The 18,825-nt window shown below is 69.9% G+C and carries 18 protein-coding genes and 1 pseudogene; 10 read left to right on the top strand and 9 right to left on the bottom strand.

Annotated elements, in window-relative coordinates:
- On the top strand, positions 1 to 1,051 hold a 1,051-nt coding region (locus WBA97_RS26740; RefSeq protein ID WP_424233683.1), incomplete at its 5' end, for an ABC transporter permease.
- Between the two features lie 53 nt (positions 1,052 to 1,104).
- On the opposite strand, the gene WBA97_RS26735 is transcribed toward WBA97_RS26740, so the two are convergent.
- Positions 1,105 to 1,653 carry a hypothetical protein gene (locus WBA97_RS26735; protein WP_424233682.1) on the bottom strand — a complete coding sequence of 183 codons (549 nt, stop codon included), beginning with the start codon at positions 1,651 to 1,653 and terminating at the stop codon, positions 1,105 to 1,107.
- Entirely contained in the window at positions 1,650 to 2,156 is a 507-nt protein-coding gene (locus tag WBA97_RS26730; RefSeq protein WP_424233681.1) for a hypothetical protein, read from the bottom strand. Before WBA97_RS26730 ends, WBA97_RS26735 begins: the two co-directional genes overlap by 4 nt.
- Positions 2,157 to 2,189: 33 nt before the next feature.
- On the opposite strand from WBA97_RS26730, the gene WBA97_RS26725 reads away from it, so the two are divergent.
- Together WBA97_RS26725 and WBA97_RS26720 are read left to right on the top strand one after the other, a co-directional pair.
- Positions 2,190 to 3,473 carry an MFS transporter gene (locus WBA97_RS26725; RefSeq protein WP_424233680.1) on the top strand — a complete coding sequence of 428 codons (1,284 nt, stop codon included), beginning with the start codon at positions 2,190 to 2,192 and terminating at the stop codon, positions 3,471 to 3,473.
- A gap of 200 nt (positions 3,474 to 3,673) precedes the next feature.
- Positions 3,674 to 4,036, top strand: a complete 363-nt coding sequence (locus WBA97_RS26720; RefSeq protein WP_424233679.1) for a hypothetical protein — start codon at positions 3,674 to 3,676, stop codon at positions 4,034 to 4,036.
- A 3-nt stretch (positions 4,037 to 4,039) separates the two neighbouring features.
- Here the strand turns inward: WBA97_RS26720 and WBA97_RS26715 are convergent, their stop codons facing one another.
- Positions 4,040 to 5,254 carry a DUF4241 domain-containing protein gene (locus WBA97_RS26715; protein ID WP_424233678.1) on the bottom strand — a complete coding sequence of 405 codons (1,215 nt, stop codon included), beginning with the start codon at positions 5,252 to 5,254 and terminating at the stop codon, positions 4,040 to 4,042.
- Positions 5,255 to 5,318: 64 nt separating this feature from the next.
- Between WBA97_RS26715 and WBA97_RS26710 the strand changes: the two genes are divergently transcribed.
- From WBA97_RS26710 to pcaC, 3 genes and pseudogenes are all read left to right on the top strand, one after another.
- A complete protein-coding gene (locus tag WBA97_RS26710) occupies positions 5,319 to 6,092 on the top strand; it encodes a PIG-L family deacetylase (RefSeq protein ID WP_424233677.1) in 774 nt (257 codons plus the stop codon).
- A pseudogene (pcaD, locus tag WBA97_RS26705) lies at positions 6,089 to 6,832 on the top strand (3-oxoadipate enol-lactonase); the annotation flags it as partial. The gene WBA97_RS26710 and the pseudogene pcaD, both read left to right, overlap by 4 nt.
- Complete coding sequence (pcaC, locus tag WBA97_RS26700; RefSeq protein ID WP_424233684.1) at positions 6,830 to 7,210, top strand: 4-carboxymuconolactone decarboxylase; 381 nt, start codon at positions 6,830 to 6,832, stop codon at positions 7,208 to 7,210. The pseudogene pcaD and the gene pcaC, both read left to right, overlap by 3 nt.
- A gap of 6 nt (positions 7,211 to 7,216) precedes the next feature.
- On the opposite strand, the gene WBA97_RS26695 is transcribed toward pcaC, so the two are convergent.
- From WBA97_RS26695 to WBA97_RS26685, 3 genes are read right to left on the bottom strand one after another with little or no spacing between them, the layout of a single operon-like run.
- Positions 7,217 to 8,080, bottom strand: coding sequence for a PmoA family protein (locus WBA97_RS26695; protein WP_424233676.1), 864 nt, complete (start codon positions 8,078 to 8,080; stop codon positions 7,217 to 7,219).
- Positions 8,071 to 9,144, bottom strand: a complete 1,074-nt coding sequence (locus WBA97_RS26690) for a Gfo/Idh/MocA family protein (protein WP_424233675.1) — start codon at positions 9,142 to 9,144, stop codon at positions 8,071 to 8,073. The genes WBA97_RS26695 and WBA97_RS26690 overlap by 10 nt, the downstream gene beginning before the upstream one ends.
- Positions 9,144 to 11,348: a glycoside hydrolase family 3 N-terminal domain-containing protein gene (locus WBA97_RS26685; protein WP_424233674.1), complete on the bottom strand. Its 2,205-nt coding sequence runs from the start codon at positions 11,346 to 11,348 to the stop codon at positions 9,144 to 9,146. Before WBA97_RS26685 ends, WBA97_RS26690 begins: the two co-directional genes overlap by 1 nt.
- A 217-nt stretch (positions 11,349 to 11,565) precedes the next feature.
- Here WBA97_RS26685 and WBA97_RS26680 point away from each other — a divergent pair, with 217 nt between their 5' ends.
- Genes WBA97_RS26680 through WBA97_RS26665 form a run of 4 tightly spaced genes read left to right on the top strand, consistent with a single transcriptional unit; the run spans position 11,566 to position 15,666 of the window.
- On the top strand, positions 11,566 to 12,876 hold the full coding sequence (locus WBA97_RS26680; RefSeq protein ID WP_424233673.1) for an extracellular solute-binding protein: 1,311 nt from the start codon (positions 11,566 to 11,568) through the stop codon (positions 12,874 to 12,876).
- Positions 12,877 to 13,806 carry a carbohydrate ABC transporter permease gene (locus WBA97_RS26675; protein ID WP_424233672.1) on the top strand — a complete coding sequence of 310 codons (930 nt, stop codon included), beginning with the start codon at positions 12,877 to 12,879 and terminating at the stop codon, positions 13,804 to 13,806.
- Positions 13,803 to 14,621 (top strand): carbohydrate ABC transporter permease, encoded by an 819-nt coding sequence (locus WBA97_RS26670; RefSeq protein ID WP_424233671.1) that lies wholly within the window; start codon positions 13,803 to 13,805, stop codon positions 14,619 to 14,621. Before WBA97_RS26675 ends, WBA97_RS26670 begins: the two co-directional genes overlap by 4 nt.
- Before the next feature lie 37 nt (positions 14,622 to 14,658).
- Positions 14,659 to 15,666 carry a LacI family DNA-binding transcriptional regulator gene (locus tag WBA97_RS26665; RefSeq protein ID WP_424233670.1) on the top strand — a complete coding sequence of 336 codons (1,008 nt, stop codon included), beginning with the start codon at positions 14,659 to 14,661 and terminating at the stop codon, positions 15,664 to 15,666.
- Here WBA97_RS26665 and WBA97_RS26660 read toward each other — a convergent pair whose 3' ends face one another.
- Genes WBA97_RS26660 through WBA97_RS26650 form a run of 3 tightly spaced genes read right to left on the bottom strand, consistent with a single transcriptional unit; the run spans position 15,667 to position 18,804 of the window.
- On the bottom strand, positions 15,667 to 16,893 hold the full coding sequence (locus WBA97_RS26660) for a hypothetical protein (RefSeq protein WP_424233669.1): 1,227 nt from the start codon (positions 16,891 to 16,893) through the stop codon (positions 15,667 to 15,669).
- A 32-nt stretch (positions 16,894 to 16,925) separates the two neighbouring features.
- Positions 16,926 to 17,540, bottom strand: coding sequence for a DUF7711 family protein (locus tag WBA97_RS26655; protein WP_424233668.1), 615 nt, complete (start codon positions 17,538 to 17,540; stop codon positions 16,926 to 16,928).
- Between the two features lie 13 nt (positions 17,541 to 17,553).
- Positions 17,554 to 18,804 (bottom strand): plasmid pRiA4b ORF-3 family protein, encoded by a 1,251-nt coding sequence (locus WBA97_RS26650; RefSeq protein ID WP_424233667.1) that lies wholly within the window; start codon positions 18,802 to 18,804, stop codon positions 17,554 to 17,556.
- Positions 18,805 to 18,825: the final 21 nt, after the last annotated feature.

Below are 18,825 nucleotides of genomic sequence, written 5' to 3'. Positions count from 1 at the left end.
GGTCACCGAGGGTGCGCGGACCGCGAGGGGCATCGCGGCGGCCGTGCTCGCCGCGGCGTACCTGCTGCGCGCGGCGGGTGACGCGACCGGCACCGACACGTCGACCTGGCTGTCGTGGCTGTCGCCGATCGGCTGGGCGCAGCAGGTCCGGCCGTTCGCCGGTGACCGGTGGTGGGTGCTCATCTACCTGGTCGCGTTCGCCGTGCTGGTGGCCGCGGGCGCGTACGCGCTGGTCGCCCGCCGCGACCATGGCGCGGGCCTGCTGGCACAGAAGCCGGGCAGGCCGACCGCGAGCCGGAGCCTGTCGAGCCCGCTGGCGCTGGCCGTGCGGCTCCAGCGCGGCGGCGTCGCGGGCTGGCTGGTCGGCATGGCCATCGGCGGCCTGGTGATGGGCAGCATCGCCTCGCAGGTCGGGGACTTCCTCGACACCGACCAGGCCCGCGAGATGATCATGAAGCTGGGCGGGGAACGCGGGATCGTCGACGCGTTCCTGTCGGCGGAGATGGGCATCATCGCGGTGATCGTGTCCGCGTACGGGATCTCGTCGGCCATGCGGCTGCGGGCGGAGGAGACCGCGCTGCGGGCCGAGCCGATCCTCGCGACCCGGGTCAGCAGGGTGCGCTGGGCGGCGAGCCACGTCATCGTCGCACTCGCCGGGACGACCCTGCTGATGATCACGGTCGGCCTGTTCGGCGGGTTCGCGCACGGCGCCGCGAGCGGGGACATGGGCGCGATGGGCCGGGTGCTCGGGGCAGCGCTGGTGCAGTTGCCCTCGGTGTGGGTGCTGACCGGCATCACCGTGCTGGTGTTCGGCGTCGCGCCGGGACTCGTGATGGCCGGCTGGGGCGCGCTGGTGGTGTTCCTGCTGCTCGGACAGCTGGGGCCGATCTTCGAGCTGCCGCAGTGGGCGATGGACATCTCGCCGTTCACGCACACGCCGAAGCTGCCCGGCGCGGAGTTCACCGCGACGCCGCTGGTGTGGCTGACCGTGGTGGCCGCGGCGCTGGTCGCGACCGGGCTGGCGGCCTTCCGCCGCCGCGACCTCGGCTGACCCCGATGCCATGAAGGGTCACTTCGAGTGAAGGGACCCTTCATGGCATTCCGTCACACGGTGTCGAGCCGGCTCACCTTCCAGCCGTCCTCTGTGCGCGCCAGGTCGGCGGTCACCCGGGTCTGCTTCGTGGTCGGCTGCTGCCCATCGGCGGTGACCTCGATGGACACGGCGGCGATCAGGTGCGCGGTGCCCGCCCGCCCGTCGAGCTCGGTGAGGCCGACGTCGAGCACCTCGGCGGTGGACGTGGTCCTGGCGTTCGCGACCTGGCCCGTGTACCGCTCCCGGTTGTCCCGCAGCTCGGCCAGCAGTTCGCCGGTCGCGACGGACTCCCAGCGGTCCAGGCCCGCCTCGGCCTCGCGGTAGTCGAGGGTGTTGAACACCTCGACGGCCGCCTCGCCGTCCGCCAGCGCGGCGTCCCGCTCCGTGGCGAGACGGGTGTCGGCCGCTTCGGTGGTGGACGTTGGCTTCGGCCTGGCTGTCTCGCCGTCGCTCGAGGACACCACGACGATCGCGATCACGCCGCCGACGACGAGCAGCGCGGCGATGCCGAGGATCGCGAACAGGTTCGCCCGGCTCCTGCGGGGTGGCGGGTAGGTCATTTCCCCTCGTAGAGATCGATGTCGGCGACCTTCCAGTCGCCGTCGACGCGCTCGATCGTGGCGCGGAACACCGCGCTGGCTTCGGTCTTCTGCCCCGTGCGCGCGCTGCTGGTCTCCTGGTCGAGGAACACGAGCACGACGGCGTGCCCTTCCCGCAGCACCAGCGTCGCCGACTCGGCGACCGTGCTGGTCAGCGTCACCTGTTGCGCCTGCGCCTGTGTGGCGACCGTCGCGAACAGCTCGCTGTACCTGTTGCTGAACTCACCGGTGGTGAGGCGGCCGAACGTGGCCTCGTGCGCTTCGAGGTCAGTGTAGGTGAACGAGAACAGGTCCTCGCTGAGCGAGGTCGCCGCGTCGATCGCCGCGCTGGTGGCGGAGGCGTCGATGAGCGCACGGTTGCCCGGGCCGAGGACCTCCTCCTGCGCGGCGGCGGAGACCCCGGTCAACGTGCCCATGAGGACGGCCACCACCACGGCCGACCGGGCGATTCCCCAACGTGACATGCGAGCTTGTATATCAGGAATGAAGTACGGGCCATGGCGGTTGATCACAAACGGTCTGACGAGCTGATGGGGGTGGTGGCGGTTTCCGCGCGCAAGGAGCGACTGCCCAGCGAGGTGTGGGTGCTCGTCGCGGCCAACTTCGTCATCGCGGCCGGGTTCGGGCTGGTCGCACCCGCGCTGTCGACGTTCGCCAGGTCCTTCGACGTGAGCGTGACCGCCGCGTCGGTGGTGGTCAGCGCGTTCGCGGTGGCCCGGCTCGTGTTCGCGCCCGCCAGTGGGCGGCTCGTCTCGATGCTCGGTGAACGTCGCGTGTACCTGACCGGCATCACGATCGTCGCCGTGTCGACCGGTGTGTGCGCGTTCGCCGCGAACTACTGGCAGCTGCTCTTGTTCCGGTCACTTGGCGGGATCGGGTCGACCATGTTCACGGTGTCGGCGATCGCACTGCTGATCCGGCTGACGCCGGCGCCGCTGCGTGGCCGCGCCTCGGGGTTGTGGGGCACCGGGTTCCTGACGGGCAGCGTGGCGGGGCCGCTGCTCGGCGGCGGGCTGCTGACCTTCTCCCTGCGCGCGCCGTTCATCGTGTACGCGCTGTTGCTGCTGGTCGCGGTGCTCATCGTGTGGTGGTTCCTGCGCCATTCGACGCTCGCGGCCAAGGTGGCGGAGGAGGAGACGTCGCCGTTCAGAGTGCGGGAGGCGCTGCGGAGCCGGGCGTACGTCGCGGCGCTGGGGTCGTCGTTCGCGAACGGCTGGGCCGTGTTCGGCGTGCGGGTATCGCTGGTGCCGCTGTTCGTGGAGGAGGTCCTGCACCGGGACGGTGCGTTCGCGGGGACCGCGCTTGCCGTGTTCGCGGTGGGCAACGTGCTGATGCTGCTGGTGTCGGGCCGGATGGCCGACTCGTGGGGCCGCAAGCCGACGGTGCTGCTCGGGCTGGTCGTGGCCGCGGGCGGGACCGTGTGGGTCGGCTTCACGACCGACGTCCCGACGTTCCTGATCGCGACCGTGGTGGCCGGGCTGGGGGCCGGGCTGCTCTCACCGCCGCTGACGGCGACGGTCGCGGACGTGATCGGATCGCGCGGACGCGGCGGCCCTGTGCTGGCGACGTTCCAGATGACCGCCGACATCGGTGCCGTGCTGGGCCCGATCGTGGCCGGCCTGCTCGCGGACGGCGTGTCGTACACGGCGGCGTTCGCGGTGACCGGTGGGCTGTGCGCACTGGCCGCGTTCGCGTGGCTCCCGGCCCAGGAAACCCTGCCCCGCAAGGTCACCCCGCAGGATGACGTCGTGCCAGTGGACGAGGCCGCCACCCGGCCGTGAACGCCTCCGGCCCCCGGATTCCAGCGTAACGGGCGGGACCGACAGAACCGGGCCGCGCGCGGCGGGCTGTGGACAACGCGGGGACCTGTGGACAACCCGCCTACGGCGACCTCGGACTGTCGGTGCCTCGTGGCAGGCTGGAAACCGGGGGCCGGAGGCCAACGGTTTACGCATGGCCGCCGTTCGGCGACTCAACGGACGTGGACGAGAACAACGCGGTCCTGGCCAAACGGTTCGGTGCCGACATGCGGCGCGGCATCGCCGAACTCTCGAACCAGGGTTACGACGCGACCTACTTCCGCCGGATGCTCGGCGACCACGGACCGGTCGAGACGGCCAGACGACTGGTCACAGACCCGAAGCCGTCCTATGGGCTCTGGAAGCTCCAGCAGATGAACCGCCTCGACCTGAGTGTCGAGATGTGGGTGCTGCTGCCCTGGTACGAGCCGCTGTTCGCGCCCGAGGTGCGGCAGCTGGCCGAAGCGAAGCTGCGTGCCCTCGGCGTCGACGTCGCCGCGGAGCTCGCCCGGCTCGTCAGGAAACCGGAGCCGGGCGAGCCGTGACGCTCAGGCCAGCGGGGTGGCGTGGCGGAGGATCATGAAGTCGAACACGAAGGCGGTCACCTCGCCGGACTCGGAGCGGCCGACCCACACGGGGTAGCCGCCGTCGCCCCAGCCCGTCTCGACGGCCAGCAGGTTCGCGCCCGACTCCGGCTCGGGGACGTTCGTGACGTGGCCGCTGAACTCCATGTCCTCGATGATGTCCTCGTACGCCTCCGCCACCTCGGCGTCCACCAGTGCGAGGCGGCCGCCGTCGACGCCCACCGAGAAGTAGCTGTCGTCGCCCAGCATGCGGACGTCCTCGCCCTCGCGGAGAGCGGGCTCCCAGCGGGCCGCTGGCGTCTCGCTGATCACCAGTTTCGCCGCCGCCACCCTGGTGTGCTCTGCGTCGTCGGCGAAGCGGATCACCGAAAGCAGCAGGGGGTACTCCCCCGGCTCCACGGTGTCGACGTACGGTTCCTGCTCGACCAGCCACGGGTCCGGGTCGCCCGCGACCAGGTTGCCGCTCGCCAGCCACAACCGTCCGCCATCGGCGACCTCGACCGTCACCTCGCGGCCGTCGTCGTCCAGCCGGTACCGGCCGCCTGCCTCGAACGCCTCGTCCAGCCCCGTCGGCCGCATCGGCGACGGCGGGTGCCACGGCAGCTCCTCCGGCGCGGGACCGGCGTCGGCCACCTCGCGGACCGTCAGCCGGACCGGCGAAGCCAGCAGCTCGTCCAGGTACGCGACCGTCACCCAGTCGCCGAAGCGCGGCATCGGCCGGGACGTCTTCGCGATCTCCAGCGGCTCCAGCAGGTCGTCGTCCAGCTCCTCGTCCGACCAGCTCCAGTCGCTCCGGTCGCCGTCGAGGCCGTACTCGCTCGTCCGCTGGGCCACGCCCGCGTCGAACTCCAGCTGGTCCGGCCCGGTGTACACCCACTGCTCGGCCAGCCGCAGCACGAGCATCCCCGAGCCGTCGGCGGTGGGGAACCGGCGCAGCTCCACCATCCGGTCGCGCCTGCCATGGTCGTCGAACAGCCAGGCCGCCGCGTGGCCTGCCTGCCAGCACACCTCGACGAGCGCCAGCGGCCGTTCCCCGGCCAGCAGCATGACGGCGTACTGCTCACCCGCCTCGTCGCGCTCGCGGGCCACGGACTCCGGAAGTGGCCGCACGACCGTCCCCGGCTCGGGGTCCCAGCCCTCGCAGTAAACGGCTTCAGCGGCGATAACGTGGTTGGTCACCAGAGGATCCTGGCACCAGCCCGCCGCCACCCCGACAGCACCCGTCTCGCGTAGGTTCGGAACCATGGCCACGCTGGTTACCTTCCACGCACACCCCGACGACGAGTGCATCGCCTGCGGCGGCGTCATGCGCAAGGCACACGAGGACGGCCACCGGGTCGTCCTCGTCATCGCCACCCGAGGTGAACTGGGCGAAGTGCCCGACGGCTACCTCGAGGACGGCGAGGAGCTGTGGCAGCGCAGGGTCGTCGAGACCCGCGCGGCCGCCGACATCCTCGGCGCCGACCGGCTGGAGTTCCTCGGCTATACCGACTCCGGGATGATGGGCGAGCCGACCAACGACTCGCCGGGCACGTTCTGGACCGCGGACGTCGAGGAGGCCGCCGCCAAGCTCGCCGCGATCCTCCGCGAGGAGCACGCTGACGTGCTGACCGTGTACGACGACCACGGCGGCTACGGCCACCCCGACCACATCCAGGTGCACCGCGTCGGCATGCGGGCCGCCGAGCTCGCTGGCACACCGAAGGTCTTCCAGTCCACGATGAACCGCGACCGCGTGCGTGCCGGCCGGCGGGAGTTCGCGGAGCGCGCGGGTGTCGAGATGCCCGACCTGGGTCCCGACTTCGGCACGCCGGAGGCGGAGATCACCTGCTCGGTCGACGTCACCGCCTACACCGAGCACAAACGCAAGGCCATGCGCGCGCACGCGAGCCAGATCAGCGAGCAGTCGTTCTTCCTCGCGATGCCGGACGACGCGTTCACCTTCGCGTTCGGCACCGAGTGGTTCATCCGCGCCGGTCAGGGCCCCGGCATCACGGAGACGGACCTCATGGCATGACCGTCGACGTCCACTTCGAGATCACCGGCCACGGCACGCCGGTCGTGCTGGCCGGGTCGCTCGGTAGCGACCTGCGCATGTGGGACCCGCAGGTCGGGGCGCTGACGGCGGCCGGGTTCCAGGTCATCAGGTACGACCACCGCGGCCACGGCCGGTCTCCCGCGCCGGAGGGCCCGTACGCACTGGAGGAGCTGGCGGGCGACCTGCTGGCGCTGCTGGACCGGTTGGCGCGCAAGCGGGTCTCGCTGGTGGGGCTGTCGCTCGGTGGCATGGTCGGCATGTGGCTGGCCGAGCACGCGCCGGATCGTCTCGAACGGCTGGTCCTGTGCTGCACGTCCGCGGCGCTCGGCCCGGCGTCGATGTGGCGGGAACGCGCGGAAACCGCACGCACACAAGGAATGGCGGTGCTGGCGGACGCGGCGGTCGGCCGCTGGGTCACCGCGGGGTTCGCGAAGTCGAACCCGGACAGGGTGGCCTGGCTGCGTGACATGGTCGCGAGCCACCCGGCCGATGGCTACGCGTCGTGCTGCACCGCCATCGAAACCATGTCCATTGTGGACACACTCGGCACCGTCACCACGCCGACGCTGGTGATCGCGGGCGCCGACGACGCGGCCACCCCGCCGGACCACGGCCGCCGCATCGCCGACGCGATTCCCGGCGCCCGCCTGGAGATCGTGCCTGGCGCCGCGCACCTCGGCAACGTCGAACAGCCGGACACGTTCACCGGCCTGATCATCGACCACCTCCGCCCGGACCGCCGCGCACTCGGCACGACCGTGCGCAGGCAGGTGCTCGGCGACGAGCACGTGGACCGCGCGGACGCACGCATGACCGAGTTCACCAGGCCGTTCCAGGAGTACATCACCGAGGGCGCGTGGGGTTCGGTGTGGTCACGCCCCGGGCTGGACCGGCGCACGCGGAGCGCGGTGACGCTGGCGGCGCTGACCGCGTTGCGTGCGCACGAGGAGCTGCCGATGCACGTTCGCGCGGCCCGCCGCCACGGCCTGTCCGACGCGGAGATCGGGGAGATCCTGTTGCACACCGCGGTGTACGCGGGCGCACCGGCGGCGAACGCGGCGTTCGCCATCGCGCAGAAGACCCTCGACGAGGAGTGAGTCCGGTCACTCGAAGGTGATCCCCGACACCAGCTTCTCCGGTTGCGGCGCGCCGTCGGCCACCGCGACCGCGTAGGCCAGCCGCAGCGTCTCCCCCGCCTCGACCGGCACCTCCGACGCGAAGAACGGCGCCGGGCACACGCACGCGAACGGCGTCGCCCGCACGAACCACATCGTCGGGTGCCCCGGGTTTGTCGGCGCGTCCACGAAGACCAGCGTCGACGAGCGGCCGTGCCCGTCGTGGCGGCCTCGGTAGGCGAGCCACGGCGCGCGGCTGCCCATCAGCTCGTCACCGCCCGCGCCTGTCGGCAGCAGGACCTCGCCGTCGGTGAACGAGCGCGGACCGCGCCACATCAGCCCGCCGTACCCGGCGTTCGGACGGCCCTCGGTGGTCGGGCTGCCGATCGCGATCGGCGCCTCGGACACGTTCGTCATGCCGGTGGCGAAGGTCAACGCCCACCCACCGTCCACAAGGGACAATTCGAGGGTGCGGACCTCGGTGAACAACAGCGAACCGTCCGCCGCGTGCCAGTCCAGCCGCTGCGTCACCGTGCCGCCGTCGACCGACAGCGTGCGGTGTGCCTGCGTGCCGTTGTTGGCCAGCTGCACGTAACCCTTGTCCCGCACGAAGGTCGGGCCGCCCCAGAAGTTCTGCGTGCCCACGTTCGGCAGCGACCACGCGAGGCCCTTGTGCCAGACGTGGTCGTGCGGGCGGTAGATCGACACCACGTCGCCGGTCAGCGTGCGGACCGGGTGGAAGTACGGCCGAGGCGACTCGAGGTCCGGCTCGGGCGGCCGGTAGACGTACCGGCACAGCTCGATCCCGTCGTGTGTCGCCAGCAGCGCGGCCCCGTCGTCGGTCAGTTCCACGGCGCACCCGTCCCGTCCATCCGGTGGTAGAACGGAGAATCCGGCCTCAGCGTACCCCGGCGGACCCGTTCACCCGTGAAGGCCGACGCGTAGATCGCGGCGATCAGCTCGACCGTCAGCCGCGTGTCCGGCAGCGTCACCGGTGGTGCGGCACCCGTCTCCAGCGCGTCCAGCACCACAGCGAACTGGGCCTTGTGCCCGCTCGCCACCCCGGCCGGGCCGGGCGCCCACGCCGCCGCGACCTCGGACTCGTGCCCAGGCGCGGCCGTGACGCGCCAGTTGTGGTCGGCGTAGCCGTAGACGTGGTCCAGCTCGATCGTCGCGTGCTCGTAGTCGAACCGCAGGTAGCTCTGTTCTCTCGGCGACACCACGCTGTTCACGATCGTCGCCACCGCACCGCTGGCGAAGGTGACGATGGCGCACGACAGGTCCTCGGTCGCGGTCGGCTTCGCCTGCCGCGCCGCGACCGCCACCACCTCGGTCCACTCACCCATCACCGACAGCAGCAGGTCGAACTGGTGGATCCCGTGCCCCATCGTGGGACCGCCGCCCTCGACCTCCCAGTTTCCTCGCCACGGCACGGCGAAGTACTCGTCGGGGCGGTACCACAGCGTGTGGCACACGGCGGTGACCTGGCGGCCGAGCCGGGGGTCGCCGGCCAGGCCGCGGAGGCGGACGGCGCCGCTGCCGAACCGGTGCTGGAACACGGTCGCGAAGAACGCGTCACCCGCCGCCGCCTCGATCGCGTCCAGCTCGGCAAGGCTGCACACCGGCGGCTTCTCGCACAGCACCGACACCCCGCGGGACAGGCACGCAATCGCTTGCGGCGCATGCAGTCCCGGCGGCGTGCACAGCGTGACGAGGTCCGGTTGCTCGTGGTCAAGCAGCTCGTCCAGGTTCGGGTACACCGAGGGCACCGACCACTTCGCTGCGTACGCGCCGAGCGCGACGGCGTCGATGTCGGTCGCCGCGACGATCCTTGCCCGGCCTGCCTGCGCGGCCAGTGCCTCCCCGTGGAAACCCGCGATCACCCCGGTGCCCACGACCGCGCACGACAGCTCCATCAAGTCACCGTAACGCGCGTGTCACGCTCCTCGTCCGGGCCGATCTCCCGTTCCGGGCCGTCGATGCCGGCGGGCAGCACATGCCGCACGTCCGCGCTCGACGCGCCCAGCCACAGCTCCACGTCGCCCGGCTCCACGACACGTTTCCCGGACAGCCCGGTGAACGCGGTCGCCTCCGGCGGCACCTCGAACCCGACCCGCCGTGACTCGCCCGGCGCCAGCCACACCTTCGCGAACCCGAGCAGCCGCCGAACGGGTCTGGCGACCTGCGCGACCGGATCGTGCAGGTACAACTGCACCACCTCGGCCCCGTCGCGCGCACCCGTGTTGGTCACCGTGACCGAGACGGTCAACCCGTCGCCGGTGACGTCCGTCCACTCGAAACTCGTGTACGAAAGCCCGTGCCCGAAAGGGAAGGCCGGTGTCGGGTCGACCGAGCTGCTGCCGTTGCGCATGGCCAGCGGTGCCCCGAGGTACGGCGACGGCGACGCGAACGGGTCGGCGGGCACGCTCACCGGCAGCCGCCCGGACGGTGAAACACGTCCGGTCAGCACCCCGGCGACCGCGGGACCGCCTTCCTCGCCGGGAAAGAACGCCTGCACGATCGCGGCGCACCGGCCCGCGTACTGGCCGAGCGCGTATGGCCGCCCTGTCAACAGGACCAGCACCACCGGGGTGCCGGTCGCCAGCACCGCGTCCAGCAGCGCGAAGCCCGGTATCCGGAGGTCGGAGGCGTCGCAGCCCTCACCGGACGTGCCACGCCCGAACAACCCGGACTGGTCGCCGAGCACCACCACGCACACGTCGGCGTCCCGTGCCGCGGCGACCGCCTCGTCACCGCCCTCGGCGTACACGGCGGCAGGCAGCGCGGACCGCAGCGTCGGGATCTCGACGCCCTTCGGCGCCGACGGGATGTGGCGCGGAAACGTGTAGCAGCCGAGCATCGCGGCGTCCGTGTCCGCCTGCGCCCCGACGAGCGCGACCTTCACGTCGTCGCGCAGCGGCAGCACGCCGTCGTTCGACAGCAGGACAACGGACTCCTCGGCGAGCGTCCGCGCGATCGCCCTGCCCGCGGGCGGGTCGAAGTCCACAGTGGACGGCGCGGACGGCGCCCAGTCCGCGTCGAGCATGCCGAGCACGCACTTCTGCCGCAGCACGCGCGTCACCGCGCTGTCCACCAGGGACTCCGGCACGTCCCCCGCGAGCACCGCGTCCAGCAGCGGCGTGCCGAAACACCGCACCTGCGGCAGCTCCACGTCCACCCCGGCCGCGAGCGCGATCCTCGCCGCACCACGGGCATCGGCGGCGAGCCCGTGCTGCTTCTCGATGAACGTGACGCCGAAGTAGTCCGAGACGACCGTGCCGTCGAACCCCCAGTGTTCCCGCAGCAACCCGGTGAGCAGTGCGTGGTCGGCGACCGGCGGCACCCCGTCGACGTCGGCGTAGGAGTGCATGACCGACTCCGCGCCTTCCTTCAGCGCCGCCAGGAACGGCGGCAGCAGCACGTCCGCGACCTCACGGGGACCGGCCGCGACCGGCGCGAAGTTGCGGGCGCCACGCGAGGCCGAGTAACCGACGAAGTGTTTGAGCGTCGGCATGATCCCGGCCGACCGCAGGCCGCGCACGTACGCCGTGCCGATGGCCGTGACCAGGTGCGGGTCCTCGCCGATGGTCTCCTCGGTGCGGCCCCAGCGCACGTCCCGCGTCACGTCGAGAACCGGCGCGAGCCCTTGGTGCACACCGACTTCCCGCATGGTCGCGCCGACGGTCGCCGCCATCCGCTCGACCAGCGCGGGATGCCACGCGGCGCCCCACGCGAGCGCGGTCGGGTAGATCGTCGCGCCGTGGGCCATCAGCCCGGAGAGGCACTCCTCGTGGACGACGGCGGGGATGCCGAAGCGCCCCGCGCCCATGATCTCCGCCTGTAGCCCCGCGAGCCGTCGCGCGCCATCGGCGGGTTCGACCGGCGCGGTGCCGAACGGCCGGGTCAGCTGGCCGAGCCCGTTCTTGATCAGCTCGGGCCAGTTGAGGTCGTCGTCCACCAGCTCGTGCTGGAACGGCGCCACCTGTTCGTCCGAAGTGGACTGATTGAGCCACACCCCGTACAGCTGGCCGAGTTTCTCGCGCAGCGTCATCCGGTCGACCAGGTCGGCGACCCGCTCGTCGACCGAGCGCGTCGGATCCCGCCACGGCTCGTCGCGCATCGCGCACTCCAATCCCGAAAGTTTCGACCGGCCAGAACCGGTTGAATTCCAAGCTAACCGTGACATGTACCGGTAGCAAGGGATTGACCTTGGTGTGACGCGCGTCGTAATCTCCTGCCAACTACCGGATGTACTCCGAAACTTACGGCAGGTTGATCGCGCTGTGGCGAGCGGCTGTCCGCCCCGGCGCGCGGGCCACTTCCTGAAAGGCGCGCCCATGGTTCCCCAGCGGCTACCCAGACGATCCTTCCTCGGGCTTCTCGGCGCCGGTGTCGGCGCGAGCGTCCTCGGCACCAGCGCATGCGGCACCGATGCCACCTCGGGCGGCGGTGGCGGCACGTTCCAGGTGTGGGTTCTCCAGGAGGAGAGCCAGAACGTGGCCCACCAGGGCGCCGTCGACCGGTTCAACAAGAACTCCGAGGTCAAGGCGCGGATCGTCGCGTCCCCCAACGACGGCTACGCCGACAAGCTGCACGTCTCGATGGGCAGCGGCAACAAGCCCGACGTGTTCTACAACTGGGGCGGCGGCAGCATCCGCACGTACGCGCGGGACGAGCTGCTTGTCGACCTGACCTCGTACTTCGACAAGGACAAGGCATGGAAGGACAGCTTCCTCCCGTCCGTCCTCGAAGCCGGGACGATCGACGGCAAGTACTACGGCGTGCCAGCACGCGGCATGCAGCCGATCATCCTGTTCTACAACAAGAAGGTCTTCTCCGACCACGGCGTGCGGCCGCCAGGGACGTGGACCGAGCTGATGGCGGCCGTCGACCGGTTCAAGTCGAACGGCATCATCCCGTTCGCGCTGGCGGGTGGCGACTCGTGGACCGAGCTGGTGTGGCCGGAGTACCTGGTCGACCGCATCGGCGGCGCAGAGGTGTTCAACCGCATCGCCGCCGGTGAGAAGGACGCGTGGCGCGACCCGGCCATCACGAAGTCCATCGACATGATCCGCCAGTTGGTCGACCGGGGCGGCTTCGGCGACAGCTACGCGTCCGTGCGGTGGGACGGCGCGGGCGCGTCGACGCTGATCGCGCAGGGCAAGGCGGCCATGCACCTCATGGGTTCGTGGGAGTACACGAACCAGGTCACCGACCAGCCGGAGTACGCGAAGAACGACCAGGGCTTCATCCCGTTCCCGACCGTCGATGGCGGGGCGGGCGACCCGAAGGCCATCGTCGGCAACCCCACCAACTACTTCTCGGTCAGCAAGGACTCGAAGAACGTCGACGCCGCGATCGAGTTCCTGAAGCAGGAGATGTCCTCGGACGCCTACGTCGACCAGTGGCTCAAGGCTGGCGACGTGCCCGCGGTGACCGGCCTCGAATCCAGGATGGACAAGGCGGCGGACCCGGCGTTCGCCAAGGTGGTCTACGACATGGTCAACGACGCGCCGACGTTCCAGCTGTCCTGGGACCAGGCCATCGACCGCGCGCAGGCACAGCCGATGCTCGACGCGCTCGCGAAGGTGTTCCTCGGCCAGTTGGACGCGGCCGGGTTCGTCAAGGCGAACGAGGACGCGGCATAGATGGCTGTCGTTGTGGAGACGCGGGCGCCCGCGCGACCGGCGCCCGCGCCACCGCGCCGGGGAAAGGGGCGGGTCAACCGCCCCGGAGCCCTGTACCTGCTGCCCGCGCTGGTGTTCTTCGGCCTGTTCGCGGCGCTCCCGCTGGTTCTGGTGCTGTACCTGTCGTTCACCGACTGGAACGGCATCGGCACGCCCGGCTTCATCGGCGTGGACAACTGGGTGCGGATGATCGAGAACGAGGCGATCTGGGACGTCACGTGGACGACCCTGTTGCTGACCGTGCTGTGCTGGGTGACGCAGACGCCACTGTCGATCCTGCTCGGCGTGTGGGCGGCGGGCAAGCAGCGCAACCGTGCGGTCCTGTCGGCGCTGTTCTTCCTGCCGCTGCTGCTGTCGACCGCCGCGATCGCGTTGCTGTACAACCGGTTGTTCGACCCGTATGTCGGCATCGGCCGCGGGTTCGAGCCGCTGCGCAACATCCTCGGCACCACGAGCGGTGCGCTCACCGCGATCGTGATCGTGGTCGGCTGGCAGTTCATCCCGTTCCACACGCTGCTTTACCAGGCGGCGGCGAGGAACATCCCGAAGGTCCTGTACGACGCGGCCTATGTCGACGGCGCCGGGGGCTGGCACCAGTTCTGGTACATCACGCTGCCGCAGCTGAAGAACACGCTCATCACGTCGTCCACGATCATGATCGTCGGGTCGCTGACGTACTTCGAGACCATCTTCCTGCTGACCAACGGCGGCCCGGCCGCGTCGACCCGCACACTGCCGCTGGAGATGTACTTCCGGTCGTTCCGGTCCTACGAGTTCGGCTACGCGTCGACGATCGCGTCGGTGCTGGTGATCGTGGCGACGGCGATCTCCCTGCTCATCGTGCGGTTCTCCGGGTTCGGGAAGATGCGCAGCACGTTGGAGGGACTGTGAAGGCCAGGCCGAACTACGCTGCGGGCGCACTGTCCGCGATGTGGCTGGTGATCGTCGGGATCCCCATCTACGTGATGATCTCCTGGAGCCTCCAGACCAGGGACAGCTTCCTGGACAGAGGCCCGCTGGCGATCCCGGGTTCCATCACGCTGAGCAACATCAGTGAGGTGCTGGACAGCGGCTTCATGCGCTACCTGCTGAACACGGTGATCGTCACGGCGGCGTCGGTGGCACTGACGCTCGTGGTGGCGATCCCGGCCGCGTACGCGATCGTCCGGTCGATGAGCTGGTTCTCCGGCACCATGTTCCGGATCTTCCTAGCCGGCATGGCCATCCCGGCGCAGGCCACGATCATCCCGCTTTACCTGATCATCAACCGGATGCAGCTGTACGACTCACTGACCGCGATCATCCTGCCCACGGTGGCGTTCGGCCTGCCACTGGTCATCCTGGTCCTGGTCGGCTCGCTCAGGGACGTGTCGACCGAGCTGTACGACGCGATGACGGTCGACGGCGCCGGCCCGTTCCGGATCCTGTGGCAACTGGTCATCCCCATGTCCAAGGGTGCGATCGCGGCGGTCGGGACGTACACGGCGCTGGGCGCGTGGAACCAGTTCCTGTTCCCGTTGGTGCTGACACAGGACCCGTCGATGCGGGTCCTCACCCTCAGCCTGACCAACTACAAACAGGAGTTCCAGATCAACGTGCCGGGGATGATGATGGCGGTGATGATGACCGCGTTGCCGGTGTTCGTCCTGTACCTGGTGGCACGCCGGTGGCTGATCGCGGGCCTCGCCGGGATGGGCAGCAAGTAGGATTCCGAAAGTTTCGGACCGTTTCGGGGAGTGCGACGTGGCGAGAGAACGCAAGGTGACGATCAACGTCATCGCGGCGGAAGCAGGCGTGTCGGTGCCCACTGTGTCCAGGGTGCTGAACGGCAGGTCAGACGTGTCCCCGACAACCCGTGCGCGCATCGAGGCGCTGCTGACCCAGCACGGCTACCAGCGCAGAGGCTCCCGCCGGGGAGAGCACGCGGGGCTGGTGGACCTGGTCTTCAACGACCTGGACAGCCCGTGGGCGGTGGAGATCATCCGAGGCGTGGAGGACGTGGCCCACGCAGCGCAGGTGGGCACGGTGGTAAGCGCCATCCACCGCCACTCGGCCGCCACCCGCCAGTGGCTGGACAACCTCCGAGCCCGCAAGTCCGACGGGGTCATCCTGGTGACGTCCACCCTCCAGCCCTCTCACCAGGCAGAACTCCGCCGCCTCAACGTCCCGGCCGTGGTCATCGACCCGGCGGGCGGCCCGGCGCTGGAAGTCCCGACCATCGGCGCGACGAACTGGGCGGGTGGCCGAGCGGCGACAGAACACCTGACGTCGCTGGGCCACCGCCGAATCGGTTTCATAGCCGGACCCGCGTCACTGCTGTGCAGCCGAGCCCGCCTGGACGGCTACCGAGCCGCTCTCGACGCGGCGGGCCTGCAGGTATCGGACGAACTGATCCAGCCGGGCGACTTCTACCACGAGTCGGGCTTCCGGGGCGCGACAGCGCTGATGTCCCTGCCGGAGCCCCCGACCGCGATCTTCGCGTCGAGCGACCAGATGGCCTTCGGCGTGTACGAGGGCTTACGCCAACGAGGCCTCCGAGTCCCGGACGACGTGAGCGTGGTGGGTTTCGACGACCTCCCGGAGGCGCGCTGGGCATCGCCCCCACTGACCACGGTCCGCCAGCCACTGGCGGAGATGGGCACCCTCGCCGCCCGCATGCTGCTACGCCTGTCCCGAGGCGAGGAAACGGACAGCCCCCGGGTCGAACTGGCAACGGACCTGATCGTCCGCAACAGCACCGCCCCACTCTGATCAACGGTCCAGCTCCGCGGTAGCCACACGCGCGTTGATCTCGACACCTTCGCGCAGGTGCTCGGGCAGGTCGGCGCGCTCGATTAGCCACGCCAGCCAGTCGGGCAGCAACGACTTCACCGCGAGCGTGACCGGGTGATCCGGGATCGAGTCGCGGATCAGCGTGGCCTGCACCGCGATCCGGCCTGGTGACACCGCGTACCAGGTCTCGGGTAGCGCACCTTCCATCCACTGTTCCACCAGTCCGTCCACGCCCTCGGGATCGGGCTGTTCACCACGCTTGCCGGCGTACCAGGACGTGAACTCGTCGGCCATCGGAGTGAGGTCGAGATCGTGGTACAGCGATCCGGCCGAGGGCAGCGACGTGCCACGCGCCTTCAGTGCCTCGGCGAGATCGCGGACGCGACGCTGCGCCCGGAACCAGTTGTCCATCACGACACGGGACTCATCCCCGAAGATCGAGTCCTCGCCGATGTCGAGGTGTGTGAGGCACAACAGCTCCGATGGCTCCGCCACCGGTCGCGGCGTCGTCTCACCGGCCGTGTCGCCGATGTCGGCGAGCCACGCGGCCGCGGCCTGGTCGACGTCGTCGAAGACATCCGCGCGGACCAGCCTCACGATGGCGTCGGCCGCGTCGATGTCGAACAGGAACACCAACGGGGTGCCACCTTGCCCGTAGGAGAAGCCTGCCAGCACCGCGAACCGAGTGCCATAGGCGTCGCGCATCCGGTACACCTCGCCGGTCGCGACCGGCGACAACAGATCATCCAGCCAGGCGGGGCCGCCTGCGTTGCGCAGCTTGCGCAAGGCCGCCACCGCGATCGACGCACACGCGGGAGTGCCGACCGAAGCGAGGCCGTGCAGCAGTAGGACCGCGTCTTCTCCTGCCTGTTCCCGCGTCGCGCTGATGAGTTCCTCGAACCACCATGAGAACCAGAGCCCATCGTGATCTCCCTGGACGACCCGGTGCAGTTCGGCACCCAGCAACTCAGCCGTCATCTGTTCGAGCTCACGCGGACCGTTCGCCGAGCCGAGCGTCACGGCCCCGTCGAGCACGGTCTTGATCGCGGGATCGAACCATGCCGGCCGCGTCCTGCCGCCCAGCCCGAACAAATCGGCCATGGCAGGCATCACGTCGGCGACGCTCAGCGACCGAGCCGCACGCGGCGGCGTGGGACCACGCTTCTTGGCCTTCTTCGACTTGCGACCACGAGACACCGGAGACACGCGTCGACGATAGTGATCGCGCCAGAGGTAGGTCATCGCGACTCGCGCTCGGGTGAGTCCTTCGCGTCCAGCAGATCCAGATAGCCCTCCACGGCCTCCCACAGGGAGTTCTCCGGATACCGGTCGTTGCCGCGATTCTCCCGCCGCCAGTCGCGTTCCCAGTAGTTCGCGTGCACCTCACGCAGGCGGGACAGCGCCGCGTCCAGAGCCGTGGCCGTGTGGGCACGCACCTCACACGGATCAGCCGACAACCGAGGCAGGTCGGAAAACCGGCGCTCCGACAGGGCCCGCAACACGTCCTCGTCGGGACCATCGACAGACCAGAACCGCACCGGCTCACGGATGTAGTGGTTCCACACCGGATCGTGCCGGGAGCGCCACCAGTACGCGAACGCACCCTTGTTGAGCCTGAGCGTGTCGACGAGCCATTCCGTGCCACGCGGGTGGGACTCCCACGGCACCTCCTCGGACGGCAGGTTCACCACCATCGCGACTTTGACGAGTTCAATCGGGTCGTCGCCGTCCAGCACCTCGCCGAACACGTAGGACTCGCGCAGAACCAGCTCGTTGCCCGGCGGCCACGTCGTGGTCTGCTGACACGCTTCGGCCAGCATGCGGAGCCTCTCCACGGCACGCTGGTAACGCATGTCCACCGTCCTCTCAACGTCCGACTGTGATGAAACCAGCCTGTGACGAGACAGCCAGACGGCGGTTGGCGTCATCGGGATCGAAACGTGCCGGGTCGAACTGGTCGCGGCTGTCCAACCCGAGCCAGTCGAGCATGGACTGGTGCTCCTCGTGACCGGGATCGGCGAGGATCTCGACCAGCTGCTGGTATCCGCCCACCCCACCGGAGTCCTCCGGCGGACAGGCGCCCTGGCCCGCGACACACCACGGACAACGCTGACCGTCCTCGGTGACGGTCACTTCCTCGACGAGGATCTCGTGATCCCAGGTGTCACCGAGGTCGTAGGTGTACTCGATGCGGCCGCCCGGTGACACCAGCTCGTTCAGCTTCGTCGCGTGTTCGTCGTGGTACTCCAGCTCCGGATCCGGCACTCCGTACTGGGTCTGCCCGTCGCTGAAGACGTGCATATGCGCGTTCTGCCAGCCCATGACGGCCTGGATGACGCCGTGCAAGCGATCAAGCCGGATCGCGGCCGGCACCAGCACCCGCCGCCACACCGGCGGCTCGTCCGCGTCCACCAGGGTGATCTTGAGCTGGTAGACGGGTTCACCAGCGTCCGGCTCGTCCAGGAGCGTGCGCATACCGGACAGGCCGAGCGCGGTCATCGCCACCGTCTCGTCCTCGATCGTCACCGCACCCAACCGCCGCAGGACATCGAGCACGAACCTGACGTCGCGGTCGTTGCACTGACGCCACAGACCGAGCTGGAACTCGGTGGCATCGTCCAGAACGTACGGCGCGGTCACGACATCCCACACCATCGCGCACAGGCGGTCGACCGGCTGGCCGTCCTGGTACAGCAAGGTCAACATCGCACGGGTGCCGCTCACGAACTCCGTGCGCAGCGGCGACTCGCCGGGCCCGGCAGGCAGAAACGCCTCACCCATCCGGTCGAACGTCGTGAACAACGTCAGCCACAACGCCCGCTGGTCATCGAGGAGAGCCGCGTTCTTCTTGACCGCCACCAACCGGTTGCCAGTCCTGCGGACGAGCCGCGCCGCCTTCGCCCACTCCACAAGCAGCGTCAGGTTGTGCAGCTCCTGGCTCGAGTTGGTCCGGTACACGCGATCGCCGATGGCGGGATCGAGCACGTCGCCGGTACCCAGTGATTCCACCAGTGCCCGGGCATCGGTCAGGGTGATGCGCCCCGTCTGGGTCAGCTTGCGCCCCGTGCCCACCCCGCGCACGAATGCCCGCACCTGCTCGACCAGCTCCGACTCCATGCCGGCAGCCTAGGTCCGCCC

Source organism: Actinophytocola sp., assembly GCF_049647105.1.
GTDB lineage: Bacteria > Actinomycetota > Actinomycetes > Mycobacteriales > Pseudonocardiaceae > Actinophytocola.
Note: the sequence above shows the minus strand (reverse complement) of the source record. Positions and strands in the feature narration are given on the sequence as shown.